General features: G+C 25.1%; 17 protein-coding genes and 1 pseudogene. 6 read left to right on the forward strand and 12 right to left on the reverse strand.

From position 1 onward, the window contains the following. Nucleotides 1-179: 179 nt before the first annotated feature. A complete protein-coding gene (locus tag BN7997_RS11340; RefSeq protein WP_071120888.1) occupies nt 180-599 on the reverse strand; it encodes a lecithin retinol acyltransferase family protein in 420 nt (139 codons plus the stop codon). A gap of 150 nt (nt 600-749) precedes the next feature. On the opposite strand from BN7997_RS11340, the gene BN7997_RS11345 reads away from it, so the two are divergent. From BN7997_RS11345 to BN7997_RS15300, 5 genes and pseudogenes are all read left to right on the forward strand, one after another. Next, nucleotides 750-1,031 (forward strand): hypothetical protein, encoded by a 282-nt coding sequence (locus BN7997_RS11345; RefSeq protein WP_071120889.1) that lies wholly within the window; start codon nt 750-752, stop codon nt 1,029-1,031. Between the two features lie 246 nt (nt 1,032-1,277). After that, nucleotides 1,278-1,961 carry a YjjG family noncanonical pyrimidine nucleotidase gene (locus tag BN7997_RS11350; protein ID WP_071120890.1) on the forward strand — a complete coding sequence of 228 codons (684 nt, stop codon included), beginning with the start codon at nt 1,278-1,280 and terminating at the stop codon, nt 1,959-1,961. 211 nt (nt 1,962-2,172) lie between these two features. After that, on the forward strand, nt 2,173-2,970 hold the full coding sequence (locus BN7997_RS11355) for an FYVE zinc finger domain-containing protein (RefSeq protein ID WP_071120891.1): 798 nt from the start codon (nt 2,173-2,175) through the stop codon (nt 2,968-2,970). 227 nt (nt 2,971-3,197) lie between these two features. After that, a pseudogene (locus BN7997_RS16075) lies at nt 3,198-3,934 on the forward strand (HTH domain-containing protein); the annotation flags it as partial. Between the two features lie 104 nt (nt 3,935-4,038). Then, nucleotides 4,039-5,369, forward strand: a protein-coding gene (locus tag BN7997_RS15300; protein ID WP_408638337.1) for an IS3 family transposase whose coding sequence is annotated in 2 segments (ribosomal slippage) — nt 4,039-4,426 and nt 4,426-5,369 — 1,332 coding nt in all. Because the reading frame shifts where the segments join, the coding sequence is not laid out codon by codon here. A gap of 103 nt (nt 5,370-5,472) precedes the next feature. Here the strand turns inward: BN7997_RS15300 and BN7997_RS11380 are convergent. The 10 genes from BN7997_RS11380 to BN7997_RS15830 form a co-directional block, all read right to left on the reverse strand. Further along, on the reverse strand, nt 5,473-5,673 hold the full coding sequence (locus tag BN7997_RS11380) for a hypothetical protein (protein ID WP_242873413.1): 201 nt from the start codon (nt 5,671-5,673) through the stop codon (nt 5,473-5,475). 48 nt (nt 5,674-5,721) lie between these two features. Then, a complete protein-coding gene (locus BN7997_RS11385) occupies nt 5,722-7,545 on the reverse strand; it encodes a glycoside hydrolase family 13 protein (protein WP_071120894.1) in 1,824 nt (607 codons plus the stop codon). 225 nt (nt 7,546-7,770) lie between these two features. Then, nucleotides 7,771-8,313, reverse strand: a complete 543-nt coding sequence (locus BN7997_RS11390) for a biotin transporter BioY (RefSeq protein WP_071120895.1) — start codon at nt 8,311-8,313, stop codon at nt 7,771-7,773. A gap of 433 nt (nt 8,314-8,746) precedes the next feature. Next, the gene (locus BN7997_RS11395) at nt 8,747-9,925 is read right to left on the reverse strand and encodes an SAM-dependent methyltransferase (protein WP_071120896.1); all 1,179 of its coding nucleotides are present in this window, start codon (nt 9,923-9,925) and stop codon (nt 8,747-8,749) included. 162 nt (nt 9,926-10,087) lie between these two features. Beyond that, complete coding sequence (locus tag BN7997_RS11400) at nt 10,088-11,413, reverse strand: IS3 family transposase (RefSeq protein ID WP_071120897.1); 1,326 nt, start codon at nt 11,411-11,413, stop codon at nt 10,088-10,090. 241 nt (nt 11,414-11,654) lie between these two features. Further along, entirely contained in the window at nt 11,655-12,455 is an 801-nt protein-coding gene (locus BN7997_RS11405; RefSeq protein ID WP_071120898.1) for an NAD(+)/NADH kinase, read from the reverse strand. A 227-nt stretch (nt 12,456-12,682) separates the two neighbouring features. Continuing rightward, nucleotides 12,683-13,636 carry a serine/threonine-protein kinase gene (locus BN7997_RS11410; RefSeq protein ID WP_071120899.1) on the reverse strand — a complete coding sequence of 318 codons (954 nt, stop codon included), beginning with the start codon at nt 13,634-13,636 and terminating at the stop codon, nt 12,683-12,685. Nucleotides 13,637-13,757: 121 nt separating this feature from the next. After that, nucleotides 13,758-15,062, reverse strand: a complete 1,305-nt coding sequence (locus BN7997_RS11415) for a VanW family protein (protein WP_083335102.1) — start codon at nt 15,060-15,062, stop codon at nt 13,758-13,760. A 97-nt stretch (nt 15,063-15,159) separates the two neighbouring features. Next, nucleotides 15,160-15,798 (reverse strand): endonuclease/exonuclease/phosphatase family protein, encoded by a 639-nt coding sequence (locus BN7997_RS11420; protein ID WP_071120900.1) that lies wholly within the window; start codon nt 15,796-15,798, stop codon nt 15,160-15,162. Between the two features lie 56 nt (nt 15,799-15,854). Continuing rightward, nucleotides 15,855-16,025, reverse strand: a complete 171-nt coding sequence (locus tag BN7997_RS15830) for a hypothetical protein (RefSeq protein ID WP_195906822.1) — start codon at nt 16,023-16,025, stop codon at nt 15,855-15,857. Between the two features lie 251 nt (nt 16,026-16,276). Between BN7997_RS15830 and BN7997_RS11425 the strand changes: the two genes are divergently transcribed. Beyond that, a complete protein-coding gene (locus tag BN7997_RS11425; protein WP_071120901.1) occupies nt 16,277-16,810 on the forward strand; it encodes a hypothetical protein in 534 nt (177 codons plus the stop codon). A gap of 136 nt (nt 16,811-16,946) precedes the next feature. Here the strand turns inward: BN7997_RS11425 and BN7997_RS15625 are convergent, their stop codons facing one another. Further along, nucleotides 16,947-17,123: a hypothetical protein gene (locus BN7997_RS15625; RefSeq protein WP_154665251.1), complete on the reverse strand. Its 177-nt coding sequence runs from the start codon at nt 17,121-17,123 to the stop codon at nt 16,947-16,949. Nucleotides 17,124-17,460: the final 337 nt, after the last annotated feature.

Here is a 17,460-nt window from a genome sequence, read left to right on the forward strand (position 1 = left end):
AAAAAATACTACATTACGTACATTTCCTTATTAGTCTCACGGGACTATCTTAAAGGTATCCTATATTTTTTAATATACAATGTAAAAAGATATGTGTCAATAAAAAAATACATTAAAGTATATATTTTGACATATAGTATAAAATTTTATAATACAATTTGATTATTTATAAAAGTCTACTATATAAGATCCATTTTATTTTGTATTACACCTTTATTATTTAAACAAGAATTAATAGTTATAGCTAATAAAAGCGTTAAATACACTTGTTTTGATCTCGGCTCACCAGCTTTACACCACATAGCAAAATGTTCACAATTATGTGAAACTAAATTAAATTTCTCTTCTCCTATACACTCTCTTGCTCTTTTAACAACTTCTTCATTATTAAATTTTGCTTCTCTATTATCTATATAATAACATGTTTTTCCACCTAAGAATCTATCCATAGTAGTTTCTCTTATACACATTTTTCTTAAAAACATATCATCTAATTTGCCATCATAATGAACTACACAATTTTCATTTATATATATTCCATAATGTCTATACAGATTATGCTTAGTATATATTATGTCTCCATATTCTGCCTTTGCCATAAACTATCCCCCTTGTAAAATAGCTATACTATAGATTATGTTATTTAAAAACTCTTTGTTAATAGTTATTTTGATATTATATTTCGTAACTTTTTGTTTATTAGTGTCATATAATTTATTAATCTATACTTTTTAAAGGAGGTGTTTCCTTTGAGTAATAGATATCCTAAGAAATTAAAAAACTGTAATAAGTGTAAAATGAATAACTATAATAATACTGCTAATTTAAAAATTTGTACCTCATCTCCTAGAAAAAATTGTAATAATAAAAATTTAAAAAACAATAAAAAGGTCAATTGTAAATCTAATTCTAATATTAGTCATCCTAATAAGTGTTCTAATAATTGTAACTGTCATTTAAATAACTGCAATTGTAATAACAAATCTTGCTGTGGGCTTTGGCCTTTATTATTTTTAGTATTTTTCTTATAAAATTCGTTTCACTCATAAGGCCAACGATTTATCCTTGCTCCCGCATCGTATATATCCGTTGCTTAAAATTCGTTTCACAATAGTGCAAATGATTTATCTTTTGAATAGCATTTTATTAAAATCCTTTATACCACTTTATTAATAAAAAAATAGCTACCTTAATGTATAATCCTTATACTTTAAAGTAGCTATTTTTATGTTATAATCAAATTTAATATTATATAATTTGTTCAAAAGGAGATTTATATGAAATATAAAGTTATTTTATTTGATGCAGATGATACTTTATTTGATTTTAAAAAAACAGAAAAATATGCCTTAGAAAGTTTAATGTCTAGTTTAGATACAGATTATGATAAGGATTATTGTATAAATATTTACAAGGAAATAAACACTAAAATATGGAAAGAATTTGAGGAAGGAAAAATCACCTCAGATGATTTAAAGATTGAAAGATTTCAAAGGCTTATAGATAAACTTAATTTATCTGATGATGCTACAAGGCTTAGTGAATTGTACGTCAAATTTTTAAGCCAAGGATCATTTCTATATGAAGATACAAAAGATCTTTTAGACTATTTATCTAAAAACTATAAATTAGGTATAATTACAAATGGACTTGCTGATGTTCAACACAAAAGAATTAGAGAATCTGATGTAGGCCATTATTTTGATGATGTTATTATATCTGATGAAATTAAAATTGCAAAACCTAATCCTGAGATTTTTGAGTATGCACTTAAATCTTTAAATCATGATGATAAATCTTCTGTTTTAATGGTTGGAGATAGTTTATCTTCAGATATTAAAGGTGGCTTAAATGCTTCAATAGACACTTGTTGGTGTAACCTATCTAACAAAATTAACAACACTGATATAGTCCCTAAATATGAAATTAATAATTTATTAGATTTAGAAAATATACTATAAAATTACGGATATAAATATGTTTGTTTAAAATTCAACTTATTTATATCCTTTTATTTTCCTATTATTTCTTATATTCTTTTATTATCAAAATATGCTTTACCACTCTTTAATCAATCATTTCTTTTTATAAAGTATTTTGTAACTTTTTAGATATTAAAGTCATATTATTTATTAAAATATATATTTTATCAAAACAAAGGGGGATTATATTTTGTTTAAATATAATGGATATAGATGGAAAAAACTTAGCATTTGTAAACATTGCGGCAATCAAGTTTGTTATTGCAATCATTCTAATGCTTCTAATAATAGAAAACGATTAAACCATAGTTATTCCAATTATAAAGAATTTAAAGTTTGCGATAAATGTAATCATTATCCTTGCTATTGCTCTAAATCTAAAAGTACACAAAATACTATGCCAAAGAGTACTATTGCAAATTATGACATAATTAATAATCCTATAAATATTCCTAATAATACTACTATCGATAATAATACTAAACCAAATTATAAAAGCATTTGTATTTATGATAAACCATCTAATACTACTTATAACCAAATTGTAAGCAATACTACTTTAGATGAAACCACTTTAACTGTTAATAATTCAAACACTACTAACTTAAACTCTGAAGATTTAAACTCTAAGAGTGAAAAATTAAAAAATAAAAAATCTAGTAAAAAAGCTAATAAAAATAATCCTAGAACTAAAGGATCTAAGAAAAAATCTAAGAAAAATGGTGATATAGAAGATTCTAATGAAGAAGTTAAACCTACTACTAAAATTAAAGAGTCTAAAAAAGAATCTAAAAAAACAAAATCATCTACTAAGAAATCTAATAAACACAAGCCTGATATTAATGAATTAGATGATGAGTCTACAGACACTAATACTAAAGTTAAAAATTCTACTAAATCATCTAAAAAATCTAGACCTAAAAATTCTAGTAAAAATAATAATGATTCTACTACTAATCAATCAGTTGATTCTTACTATGAGGAATAATAAACCATGTATCGACATGGTAGACTTCTTATTGTTTACTCTTTTAGTATAAATTTAATAAACTATAGTAACTATTGATTTTAATTTATCAAATTATAATATAAATAAAAGAGCCATAAAATAATTAAAATGTACCCTATAGAGTAGACAACTAATAAAAAGGTCTACTCTATAGGGTATTTTTGTATATAATTAAATAAATAATAATTAGATCGGAGAAAATTTTAATGAGTAAAAAATTATTTACAGAACAGGAAATAATAATATTAAAACAAAACAAATACATTAAGAAAGTAAGTTCGAAAGGTATTACCTATACCGATGAATTTAAAAAAATATTTATAAATGAAAGTATCAATGGTAAACTTCCTAGAATAATATTTGAAGAGTGTGGCTTCAATATCGATATTATAGGCATGCAAAGAGTTAAATCTTCTGCTAGCAGATGGCGTACGGCCTTTAAAAATGGCGGAGCTATAAAACTTACAGATACTCGCAAATACAATACTGGAAGGCCTATAGAGAAAGATCTTTCAATAGAAGAAAAATACAAAAAACTAGAAGCTAAAATGAAGTTACTTCAAGCTGAAAATGAATTACTAAAAAAGTTAGACATGATAGAAAGGAGATTGTTAAAGAAGAAGTAAGTTTATTTTCTTGTGAAAAATATGAGATTATTAAGTCTACAATAAAAAAATATAAACTTAAAAATATGATAAGTTATTTATGTAAAGTTGCAGGTGTATCACGTTCTGGGTATTATAAATACTTCTCATCAGAAAGCAAGGATTTAAGAAAATCAAGAGAAGATAAAGATATTTTATCAAAAGAAAATGTATTAAAAGCTTTTAACTTTAAAGGACGTAAAAAAGGTGCAAGACAAATAAAAATGGTTTTAAAAGATAGATTTAATATAATATATAATTTAAAGCGTATTAGGAGAATAATGAAAAAATATGGAATANATAAAATGTACCCTATAGAGTAGACAACTAATAAAAAGGTCTACTCTATAGGGTATTTTTGTATATAATTAAATAAATAATAATTAGATCGGAGAAAATTTTAATGAGTAAAAAATTATTTACAGAACAGGAAATAATAATATTAAAACAAAACAAATACATTAAGAAAGTAAGTTCGAAAGGTATTACCTATACCGATGAATTTAAAAAAATATTTATAAATGAAAGTATCAATGGTAAACTTCCTAGAATAATATTTGAAGAGTGTGGCTTCAATATCGATATTATAGGCATGCAAAGGATTAAATCTTCTGCTAGCAGATGGCGTACGGCCTTTAAAAATGGCGGAGCTATAAAACTTACAGATACTCGCAAATACAATACTGGAAGACCTATTGAGAAAGATCTTTCAATAGAAGAAAAATACAAAAAACTAGAAGCTAAAATGAAGTTACTTCAAGCTGAAAATGAATTACTAAAAAAGTTAGATATGATAGAAAGGAGAGTGTTAAAGAAGAAGTAAGTTTATTTTCTTGTGAAAAATATGAGATTATTAAGTCTACAATAAAAAAATATAAACTTAAAAATATGATAAGTTATTTATGTAAAGTTGCAGGTGTATCACGTTCTGGGTATTATAAATACTTCTCATCAGAAAGCAAGGATTTAAGAAAATCAAGAGAAGATAAAGATATTTTATCAAAAGAAAATGTATTAAAAGCTTTTAACTTTAAAGGACGTAAAAAAGGTGCAAGACAAATAAAAATGGTTTTAAAAGATAGATTTAATATAATATATAATTTAAAGCGTATTAGGAGAATAATGAAAAAATATGGAATAGTTTGCCCGTATAGAAAAGCGAATCCTTACAGACGTATGATGAAAGCAAGTAAAGAGCATACTATTGTTTCTAATTTCATAAACAGAGAATTTAAGCAAGATATACCATATAAAGTGCTATTAACAGATATTACATATTTAAGTTATAAAAATGGAAAAAAAGCATACTTGTCTACAATAAAAGACTCCTCTACAAATGAAATATTAGCTCATTATGTCTCAGATAACCTACGGTTAGATATTGTTTTAAATACACTAGAAAAACTTAAGTCAAATGTGAATTTAAAACTCCATAGCGAAGCTATTTTACACTCAGATCAAGGTGTTCATTACACGAGTCCTAAATTTCAAAAGCAAGTACAGCAATTAGGTTTAAAACAATCTATGTCAAGGAGAGGCAATTGCTGGGACAATGCTCCACAAGAATCATTCTTTGGGCATTTTAAAGATGAAGTTATTCTTAGCAAATGTAGTACATTAGAAGAAGTGATAAAAGAAATAGATGATTATATGGATTACTATAATAATTATAGATATCAATGGAATTTAAGCAAGATGACTCCTGTTCAGTACAGAAATCATCTTGTTTCTTAGAAATACCTTTTTTTAAATTGTCCTTGACAAAGGGTACACTTTAAATATTTTATGACTCTTTTATTTATATTATATATCTTTATATACTTTTTAAATATTAGTTTTATCTATGCTTTAAATATACCTTATATATTTTTATTTCATCATCTTCTCTTACAAATACTTCATACTCATTATAATGAGCATTATATGGCTTTATAAATTTACAGTCTATTACATAGTCATTATCTTCTAACTCTAATAACTCTATATCCTTTAGAAACTTTCTATCTAATAATTCCTTTAACCTTTTAATATATATCACCTATCTCTTACTTAAATATGTTAATCATAATCTATATTAAACTTTAATTTAATTCTTTATTATTAAATATTTATATGGATTTAGTGTAAGCTTTGATTCTAGGTTTACGTAAACTTCATTAAATAGATCATATACTTTCTTATCTTTTAAGTAATCAGGAAGATCTATAGTTTTTTCAAAGTCATTATTATTAATTATTATACTTATATTTTCTTTTTTAACTATTATAAAATTATCTTTTGCTAGTACCCATTCATTATTTACTAACTTAAATTCACTATATCTTTTTCTTAAACTTATAATCTTTTTCATAAATGTAAGTATTTCTTTATCTTGCTTATCTTCATCCCACACCATACATTCACGTTGACCTTCACAGTCTTTAGTTTGTACTCCAGTCATACCAACTTCATCTCCGTAGTATATACACGGTGCACCTGATTGAGTAAACATAAATAAATATGCTAACTTAAATTTATCCTTATTATTATTGCAATATGAAAGTACCCTAGTTGTATCATGACTTCCAAGTAAATTAAATCCAGATTCAATAGTTTGCATTTGATAATTTGATACTATATCGTTTAATCTATATTTAAACTCAATTTCATCTATTTCATTTGTACAGAAAAACTTTATTAAAGCATCTGCAAATGGATAATTCATTACAGCATCAAATTGATCTCCCATTAGCCAAGGCAAGCTATTGTGCCATATTTCACCTAATATATATACATCAGACTTTATCTTTTTTACTTCTTTTCTAAATTGCCTCCAAAAACTATGGTCAACTTCGTTTGATACATCTAATCTCCATGCATCTATATCAAACTCTTTTATAAAGTATCTTCCTACCTCTAATAAATACTCTATAACCTCTTCATTTTCTGTATTTAATTTTGGCATTTCAGCAACACATGAAAATGTCTCATAAGGAATGTTTTTTGAGTCTATTTTATTAAGTGGTGTGTCTACTTTATTAATGTCTTTTATATAAAACCAGTCTTTATACTTTGATTTTTCTTTATTTTTTATAACATCCTGCCATTGTTTAGAGTAATATCCTATATGATTAAATACTGCATCGAGCATTATTTTCATACCTCTTTTGTGAGCCTCTTTTACTAATTTTTTTAGTGTTTTTTTATCTCCCAAATGAGGATCTATTTTCATATAGTCTATTGTATCATATCTATGATTGGTATGACCCATGGTTATTGGACAAAAATATAATCCAGTTACTCCTAAGTCTTTTAAATAATCTAAGTGGTCTATAACTCCTTGTAAATCTCCTCCCATGAAGTTATCATTAGTTGGAGGTGTTCCCCAAGTTTTTGTATCTTTAGGATTTATGCTTTCATCTCCATTTGCAAATCTATCAGGAAATATCTGATACCAAACAGTATCTTTAACCCAACTTGGTATTTTAAGTACATCTATTTTATTTAAATATGAATAAGCAAAAAATGATGATATGTCATTTAATTTCTTTTGATCATCTTCATTCCCTAAATTTATTATATATTTTTCAGTATACAAAAGCTTTTCATCTATACCATCTATTATAAAACAGTATCTTGAACGCTTTGTTGGTGGATTGTATTTTGCTATAAAGTAATCAAAATACTCTGTTTCTAATTCCTTCTCCATTTTTATATCACAACTTGAAATCCACACTTTTCCACCAGACCCTAAGTTTCCTCCTCCACCTTCTAATTCATCCCAAATATACTGATCTCCTATTCTTAAAAATGCACTTTTAACTTCTCCCTTTTTAGCTCTAAGTCTTATATGAAGTGTATTTTCATCATATCCATAACAATAGTTACTTCTTGGTATATGAAGTAATGCTTCTCTTGTTATTTTGCTCATAAAAAATCTCCCCTATCTATCCATTATAAAATAAATTATATACTTATTTTAGTGCATATGGTATTAATTTAATATTAAAAAAACTTTTTTATGTTTTATGCTTATATAAATATTTATGTACTCATAATATTTATATTTTAAATGATTTCAATGACAATATTATATTATTTATCATTTCTAAATTATATAATTTACTTATACATAAAAATAAAGCTAGACATATGCCTAGCTTGTTTCTATACTATATCCGAAATTAACTCTTCTTAATATACTTTTCCCAACTAAAGTAGCAAGACTTAATTTTATAATATCTACAATTATAAATGGTGCTACACATATTGTAAGACCTTTTATAAAATCTGAATTAGTCACTATACAAAATTGAAGCGTACCTATTATATAACTTATTAATAAAGAACATATCATCCCAAACATAATTCCAATTGTAGATTTAAACTTTTCAGAAAAATAACCTACTATAAATGCTATTATTGGAAATGATAATATAAATCCACCTGTAGGACCTAATATTATACCTATCCCACCACTAAACTGTGCAAATACAGGTAATCCTATTGTACCTAATAATACATATATAATTTGAGATATAAATCCTAATCGCTTACCTAAAACTAAACCACATAAAGCCACTGCAAATACTTGCATAGTAAGTGGCACTGCTGGAAGTGGTATAGATATTTGAGTTAATATTGCTGTTAAGCTCGCAAATATTGAACATATTACTAATTCCTTAGTTTTTAATTTCATATGTACCCCCCTTTTTGTAAACCTATCTTTTATTTATGGTTTACAATTCAATTATATTCTTTATTTTTACAAAGTCAATTAAATTTAAGTTTAGATACATAATATTAATGTATTTTTATTGTTTTTATATTATTTTTTAATCATTTAAATATTGTTTCATTGTGTAATATCGATAAAATTCTAAGTAATCATGTATAATTATTTCTTCTAGTTTTTTCTAAATAAAGTTTTATAAGTGTATTTTCATTTATTATAGCTATCATACACCTACGTTCAAAAATAATATTATTGTATTATTTTGTTCAGCTATTTTTTATAATACAAAAGTGCTTCTTATTAAATAAATCAAGAAGCACCTTTTAATATATATGTATTTTATAAACAGTTAATTTAATAATATATACCTTAACTAATAATTTTAATAAATATCTATTTATCTATATAAGTAATCCCTTGTTAAAGGGTTTGAGTTATTAACTCCATTAGTAAATACTATTTGATGAAGATCTATGACACCAGTGTTAAAGCAAGCTGCACAAGAATATAAATACATAGTCCACATTCTAACAAATCTTTCATCAAACATTTCTCTAACTGTATCTATATTATTTTCAAAGTTTTCAGCCCATTTAAGTAGAGTTTTCATATAATGTGTTCTTAAGCTTTCTATATCAGTAGTGTAGAATTTATAGTCTGCCGATAAGGATACTATTTCTCTTAAACTTGGTATAACTCCTCCAGGGAATATGTATTTTCTCATCCAAGCATCTCCTTCTGATTCAACTAACCCACTTATATAATGAAGTACAAATATACCTTCTTTTTTAAGTACTTTCGATACATTTCTCATAAATAAATCATAATTAGGTCTGCCTACATGCTCAAGCATACCAACACTTACAACTCTATCAAAAGATAACCCTGACTTTTCAAGTTCTCTATAATCCATAAGCTTTACATCTAAGTAATCTTGTAGATTTTCCTCTTCAATTCTACTTTTAAACTTTTTATATTGTTCTTCACTTAAAGTAATTCCTAATCCTTTTACTTTATAATTTTTAGCAGCTTCTATAAGAAGTGATCCCCAGCCACAACCTATATCTAATAAGCTTTGACCTTCTTTTAGATTTAATTTTTTAAGTAAGTGATGAATTTTATTCATTTGTGCATCATATAAAGAGTCATTTTCATTTTTGAAATATCCACATGAATAACTCATAGTATCATCTAGCCACAAGCTATAAAAATCATTTCCTAAATCATAATGATATGATACTTCTTCTTTTTGCTTTTTTTGAGATGTTAAATTAGAAAATATTTTTGGCAATCCCTTAAAGTCTGTAGGAAATTTACTTTTATACTTTAATACTGTATTTAGCATAGTTAAAAAATCGCCTTCAACTTGTAGATTCCCATCCATATATGCTTCTCCAAATGCTAATGTTGCACTTGATAGTAATTCCTTTTTAGGTATTGGTTTATTTAAAGTAACCTTAAATAAAGGCTCATCTTGTCCAACTTTAATTTCTTCTTCATCCCATAACTTAACTGAAAATGATTCTTCTTCAAAGTTGTTTAAAAAAGATTTTATAAATATTTTATCAACACTCATATTAACTACTCCTTGTACCAATCTCTTACACTAAAATATAATTTATAAACTATATCTATTTTTTCCAAATAATTACTATCTATTCCTAAATTTACATAAAAAAAAGTAGTGAGGATTACTCTAAAATGGACCCTTTGTCAAGTACACTAGAAAAAAGGGTTCTTAAGAAGTTACTAAAAGCTGATTCCTGTATTGCACAGGAGTCAGCTTTTTTAAATTCCACTGGCAACGTTCATTATTGTAATAATCCATGTAATCATCTATCAATATTTTAAGTTCTTCTATTGTTTCACAGCTTTTATAATCAATTTCATCCTTCATATGTCCGAAGAATGATTCTTGCGGAGCATTATCCCAACAATTGCCTCTACGAGACATAGATTGACCCAAGTTATATTTTTTAAGCAATTTTTGAAAGATTGGACTTGTATAATGAGAGCCTTGGTCAGAATGAATAAATGCATCTTTATGTAATTTAAATGACTTTAGTTTAACTAATTTATTTATAGTTTCAGTTACAATATCTATAGCTAAGTTATTAGAAAGATTATAGGCTAATATTTCATTTGTTGATGAATCTTTTATTGTAGATAAATATGCCATCTTATTATTGCCGTACGGCATATATGTAATATCAGTTAACATTACCTTACCAGGTATGTTTTGCTTAAATTCTCTATTTAGTCTATTAAGAGCTACTCTATGCTCCTTTGTAGCCTTAGCAATACGCTTATATGGATTAGCTTTACGTATAGGACAAGTAATATTATATTTTCTCATAATTCTTTGGATTTTCTTTCTATTCATTATAATATTGAATTTATTTTCTAATACCATTTTTATAGACCTAGATCCTTTCTTATATCCACGATAGTTAAATGCTTTTAAGATAATTTCTTTAGATATAAGATCTTTATTTTCCTTTATACTTCTAGTCTTAAAATTATTTAAAAAATTATAGTAACCTGAAGTAGAGACATTAGCAATTTTACATAAATGTCTCGTCATGTTTTTAAGATTGAAACTTTGAATTAAATTTTGTATTAGTCTAAATATTTTAGATGCAGGTATTTTCTTATTTATCACCTGCCTTTCTTGCAGCTCTAACTTTTTTATCAATTCAAGCTCCGCTTTAAGATACTCTATTTCAGCATCTTTCTTAGCGATAATCTCTTCAATAGTTAATTCTCTATTAAGTGTTCTTCCTGAATTTAAAGTCCTAGTATCTTCTAAACCTAAAATACCTTTATCGTTATATGCTTTTCTCCATCTTAGACTAGCAGAATCTATACGTTTAATTCCAATTATATTAACATCAAATCCTGCATCTTCAAAAATAGCTCTTGAAGTTTTCCCATTCTCATATTCAGCAATAAACTGCAATTTAAACTCATTAGTATAAGTTATACCTTTAGCAGTTACATTTTTTACATATTTATTTTTAGATAATTCTAATATTTCTTGTTCTGTAAATATTTTTTTACTCATCTTATAATCACCTCTTAGTTAATATTGTACAAAAAAAGATCCCATATAGACAGACACGCTTTTTCTCGTGTCCACCATATAGGATCCATTTTATTACTCCTCACTACTTTTTTATTGACTAATATATTATAATCTAACTATGTTATAAACAACTATAAGCAAATAACACTTTTAATAAATATTTTTATCTAAATATAGTCAATTATATATTCTTTGAAAAACAATTAAATAAAATTTTAATCTATAAAAATTTCTCAGATGCTCTTTTCCAAAATTCAAAGTCAGAACGTCTAAGAAGTTTTAATTTTAGGTCAGATCTTACAATATGAATATCTGTAATATCATTAAACCTATATTCATTTCCATCTACAACCACTAATATAGAATTTTCAAATCTATACTCTGGCACTATACTTATTGTAGATTTTGCAGATAAAACTATACTTGAAGTAAAAGATCTATATGCAATAGTATTCATTGGTGCAAGTGGTGTAAGCTGTAATGTATCTAAACTTGGATCTATAATACTTCCACCTGCTGAGTAATTATATGCAGTAGATCCAATAGGTGTTGATATAAGCATACCATCTCCACTAAAGTTTTGGATTTTATTTTCATTAACCCTTAAATCTAAATGTAGCGTTCTTGAACAAACACTTTTAATTACTATTTCATTAACTGCATAAATATCTTTACTTCTTTCTTTAGTACATATACTCCCTTTTAAAGGATGTACTTCTTGTATAGTAAAGTTATTATTTTTATATAACTCTATAAATTCATCGATTTCATCTGGGTCAAACTCGGCAAAAAAACCTAAATGTCCTGTATTTATTACTACCATAGGTACATTTGGAAATTTAAAATCTTGAATAGTTTTTAAAAAAGATCCATCTCCCCCTATAGATATTATAAGTTCTGTATTTTCTTCTAATTTTGAACTTACTAAAAAATTATTCTCCTTAAGCTTTTTAGTTAGTAATTCTTTGGTATCTAATGACTTCTCTAAGTCGTTTGAGTTTATAGTTATAACTCTTTTCATATTTAATCTTTCCTAACTTTAATAATTGTCATATTTTTATTATATTTTACATTTTATTTAAATTATATTCAATCTTTAAAATTTGCTTAACTTATGTCGCCAACGTTATATCCTCGTTAACACGTCGGATACATCCGTTGCTTAAAATTCACTATGTTCATAAATCTAAACTTTAAAATAAAAAATAGATACATTTAAACAGTTTTATATGTATCTATTTGTATTCATTATATTATTAATGTTGTTAGTGCTGAAAGTATAATAATTATAATTGCTGATATTAATAATAATTTATTTCTATTTTTTGTAACTTTAGTTTTCTTTTCATATTTATAATTTTGTTCATCTTCTATTAATAATGATTCTTTTATCTCTGCTTTTTCATACATTATAGAACTTAAATCTAATATAACTTCTCTAAATTCACTATACTTCTCTGTTCTGTTTAAAAGCTTTTTTATTATCTCTATTAATTCTTCATTTCCATTTATACCTTTTAAAGCATTAAAATTTATACCTTTGTCTATAAATTTTAACATTTGTTCTTCATCATAACTTTCGCCAAATGGTAATTTTTTAAATATACATTCAAATAAAATTAATCCCAATGCAAAAAAGTCACTTTCTGTATCTGTATAGTTAATGCATAGCTGATGTGGGGATAAATATTTTATATTATTCCCTGACCTTATGTTTACACCATGGTTAGCTTTAGTAACTCCAAAATTTAATATTTTTACATTATACCATTTATCTACTAAAATATTACTTGGATTCAAGTCTCCATGGTACATCCCATGCTCTTTAGCCGCTTCTAGTCCCTTTAGTATTTGAGTTGCTATTGATATTATTGCTTCTAAGTGAAGGTAATTCCCCTCTATTATATTATTTAAACTAATACCCTTTTCATATTCATATATCATATAATACCATATTCCATCTTCTCTATAATCAACACCTACATCAATCATATTTAGTATATAAGGTGAGTTTATCTCTCTTATTATGGTAGATTCATCAATTAGATTTGCTAGAAAGTCTTCACATATATGATTATTATGATTTATTACTTTTAATAAAATAGTTTTATTTTCATATAAATCTCTTGCTTTATAGAGTTTATTAAACTCTATATTATCTTCTATATTTATTATAGAGTACCTATTTCCTATAAAGTTCAAATTCCTCCCTCACTTTTTTACATTTTTTTATTTCAATATAATTATAATATCATTTTTAATATGTTTTTCCAACAAAAACAACAAAAAAATATAGCTAATACGAATATCAGCTATATTTTTATTAATTATTTTTGTTTTTATATACACTATTAGATATATATTGAGTCCTGATTACATTTCCATTTGAATCTCTATATTCTATATATGTTTTTGCAGCGTCTAATCCTCCTGTTGTATACGGCTCTACTTTTATGCTTATATTTTTCTTATCCGATGCATTTCCATATATTTTAGAAGTTATTACACCATTACTTACTGTATTTTTTATATATACTGGATGAGAGTATGGGTTTTTAAATCTAAAATCACTACCACCATCACTAACCATTGCATCTCTTCCTATAGACACATAACTTGACTTTAATGAGTGATTTCTTCTTGATGTTACATCAAGGCCAGAATATAATACTGAATTAAATAAAGTACTAGATACTTGGCACACTCCTCCACCTACATCTTGCTCTAATTTTCCATTTATTATAACAGGAGCATCTTTGTATCCATTTGATTTTGTTCTTTTACCCGTTAGATTATTATACGAAAATTCTTCTCCGGGCATTAGTAATACATCACTTGTTGCTTTTGCAGATAGTACTATATTTGTAACTCTATTTGAATCATTTGTTGAAAATTTTGTACTAAACTCTGCTAGTAATGTATTTACACTTTTAGCAGCTTCTGTACTTATCTTTGGCTGTTTTATATTTACTTTTAAATCTATAGCTTTATAATCTTTATTTTTTATAGCATCATAAATAGATTCTTTAGTTGCTGCTATATCTAATTCTTTACCTATAGTTGCACTAGATGCACTAATATTTCCAGAATCAGATATATATACCTTTGCATTTTCCATAGCCACATTTATTGATTCTGATATGCTCTGTATTTTCTCACTTAACTTATTTTCATTGTATAAAGATTTTATCTCTAGATTTTTAATATTTTTATTAAGGTCGAAAAATCTTTTTATATTTTTAAAATATGAGTCCGTTTTAGTATAATTATAAGCTTCATCTACAACTTCACTAGTATTATACTTTAAGTCAATTTCATCTGGTGATATTATATTTGTTTCTCCATCATAATTAAGTTGTATATCACTTGGAGTTATATTTTCATTTATATAGTTAATTGCTTCTTCTTTCGTCAGATTAGATACATCTATACCTTCTATAAATATGTTTTTAGCTATTGCATTTGTATATATATACTTTTTATTAAAGTAATTAATTGAAATTCCTAATACACAAATAATAGCTACTAATCCTATAATCTTATACTTTTTAGCCTTTGATTTTTCACTTTTACCAAAACTTCCATCTAGTGTACTGCTTTGACTTGCTCCTATGTTATTTTTGCCCATTTCTCCACCTCATTTTAAATATCATATAAATTATATTTTAAGCATTAATGTTATACAACATTTAACCGAAATGTGTAACTTTATTGTTACATATTGTCTAATTTAATTTTATATCTACTATAATCGGATAATGGTCTGATAAATTTATTTTATCTAATTTGTATTTATATATTCCTAATGATTTGTCTACTAATATATAATCAATTCTTGCATTACTCTTTTCAAAGGTTGCTATACTTTGATTATTTGTATATACAGCACTATCATTAAATATACTTATAAATATATTTTTCTCATTAAAATCTCCACATATTACTTTTGATTTTTGCAATCTATTTGTATAATCTATTATTTGGCTTAATTGTTCTTTTCTTTCATCCTTATCAAGACCCAAATGAGTATTTATTACATCTATACAGCAACATTCAGAAAATACGTTCGTATGTAGAAAACCTCTTTGTTCTCCTTTACTTTTTAAAAATATATGTTCGTTGTATAAAATTTCATTTTTTGAAAGTGTAGCTATTCCATACATTAAGGTAGGCTTATTTATATTTGCTGCAAATATTCCATCTACTTTTAGGCTTTGTTTTAAAAGTGCAAATTGATTGTAAAGTACCTCTTGAAGACATATTATATCCGCATCTAATTCTTTTAGATATCTTATAATTTTATTTAATGTAAATACATTATTATCATCCATGCCCTTATGAATGTTGTAACTTACTATTTTCAACTAAATCACACCCTAAATTTTAAAACCTAGCCATAGGCTAGGTCTTATATATATTATTAATGTTTTATTTCTTTTCTTATTTTAGTGAATCTACCTTTGTTTGCAACAAATACAAATCCCATTTTATTATATATTTCATTTAACTGCTCTAATGTTACTTCTCCATTTTCTAAGTTTGTTAAAGTTATTTCATTTATATTATTTAAGCTATTTGTTTTTGTTATCATTGGTTATCACTCCTCTTAAATTTTATACTTTATTATATTATCCATAAATTCAAAATATTACTAATTTATAATAAAAATTTAATTAAATTTTCCCTTTTTATTTTAAACGTTCGTTTGCTATATCAATCATATACCAAACAAACGTTTGAGTCAATAGAATTTTTAACTTTTTTGCAATTTTTATTCTTGCACTGAATATATTTTAATATAACATCCTTAATCCTATTAATTTATAAAAGGGGGAATAATTTTTGAAAGAAAACAATAGTAAGACAATTGCATTTAAACAAAGAGAAGAACATCACATTTCAAAATATAAGTTTAAAGCCAATGAATATGGAAAAATAGATTTTAAAGTTATTCCTTACCCAAAATATAAAAAAGTATTAAGGAATGGACGTAAATTTATAAAATTCAAAAATATATTTATAATTTTATTGATTATATTGATATCTTCTGCTTATTTTTTCCTAACTAATAAACGTCTATCTCACTTAATAGATAAAAAAGAGTCTAATTCTATATCTGTATCAGATGATAGGACAATATCTAATATTGATTTTAATACCTATTCTAAAATTATAGAATCTCATATAAATACATTGATTCCATTAAATTACGAACATAGTATCAAAACTGAAACAATGCATAAAAACGGTTCATACTTATATGCTCAATGTGTTATATCATCAAGTAAAAGTGATAATTTATATTTTGATATAATTTTAAAAGATGATGAATCTTATTCTCTTATTGTTAATGATATTGAATATATAAAAAGATAGGATATCTCATATGAGATATCCTATCTTTTTATATATTTACCTTTATAAGTAAATTGCATATTCTGTAAATAGTTAAGCTGTTTTAACTATTTAATTAAAAATTAGCTTCTTTTTTGTTTACTTTGCTACAAAAATATTAAAATATACTTTCTATTTTTCCTGTATGCATATCTACATAATACCATCCTGCAGTGGCAGTATGCCAAGTTTTTTCATCATCTTGTATAATTTCATAAGCATGAACTACATAATTATTTCCCTCTATATGATCAACTTCTATAATACTTGGCATATATCCATAGTTTTTGAACATATCTTTTACAAGTGAGATTGCCTTACTTTCTGATATAGTATCAGATTGTTGATCTTGTTTAGTTTTATCTCCTTTTATAGTACTTTTTTCTTTTACTTCTAAATTAAATATCTCTTCTGATTTTTCATATTCTTTGTTGAAAATTGATAGATTACATTCTTCTAAATTTTTACTAAAATTTGAATTTATGATTCCTGTAAGAAAAAATGTACTTATTAATATTATCGAAATTCTTTTAATATCCTCTCAGCTCCTTTGATGTTGTATACATAGTAATTTAATACTATATTAGATATTTATTGTGTATTAAGATAAATAAATTAGTATAACTAAAAAA

It is taken from the genome of Romboutsia timonensis (assembly GCF_900106845.1).
GTDB classification, from domain to species: Bacteria; Bacillota; Clostridia; order Peptostreptococcales; family Peptostreptococcaceae; genus Romboutsia; species Romboutsia timonensis.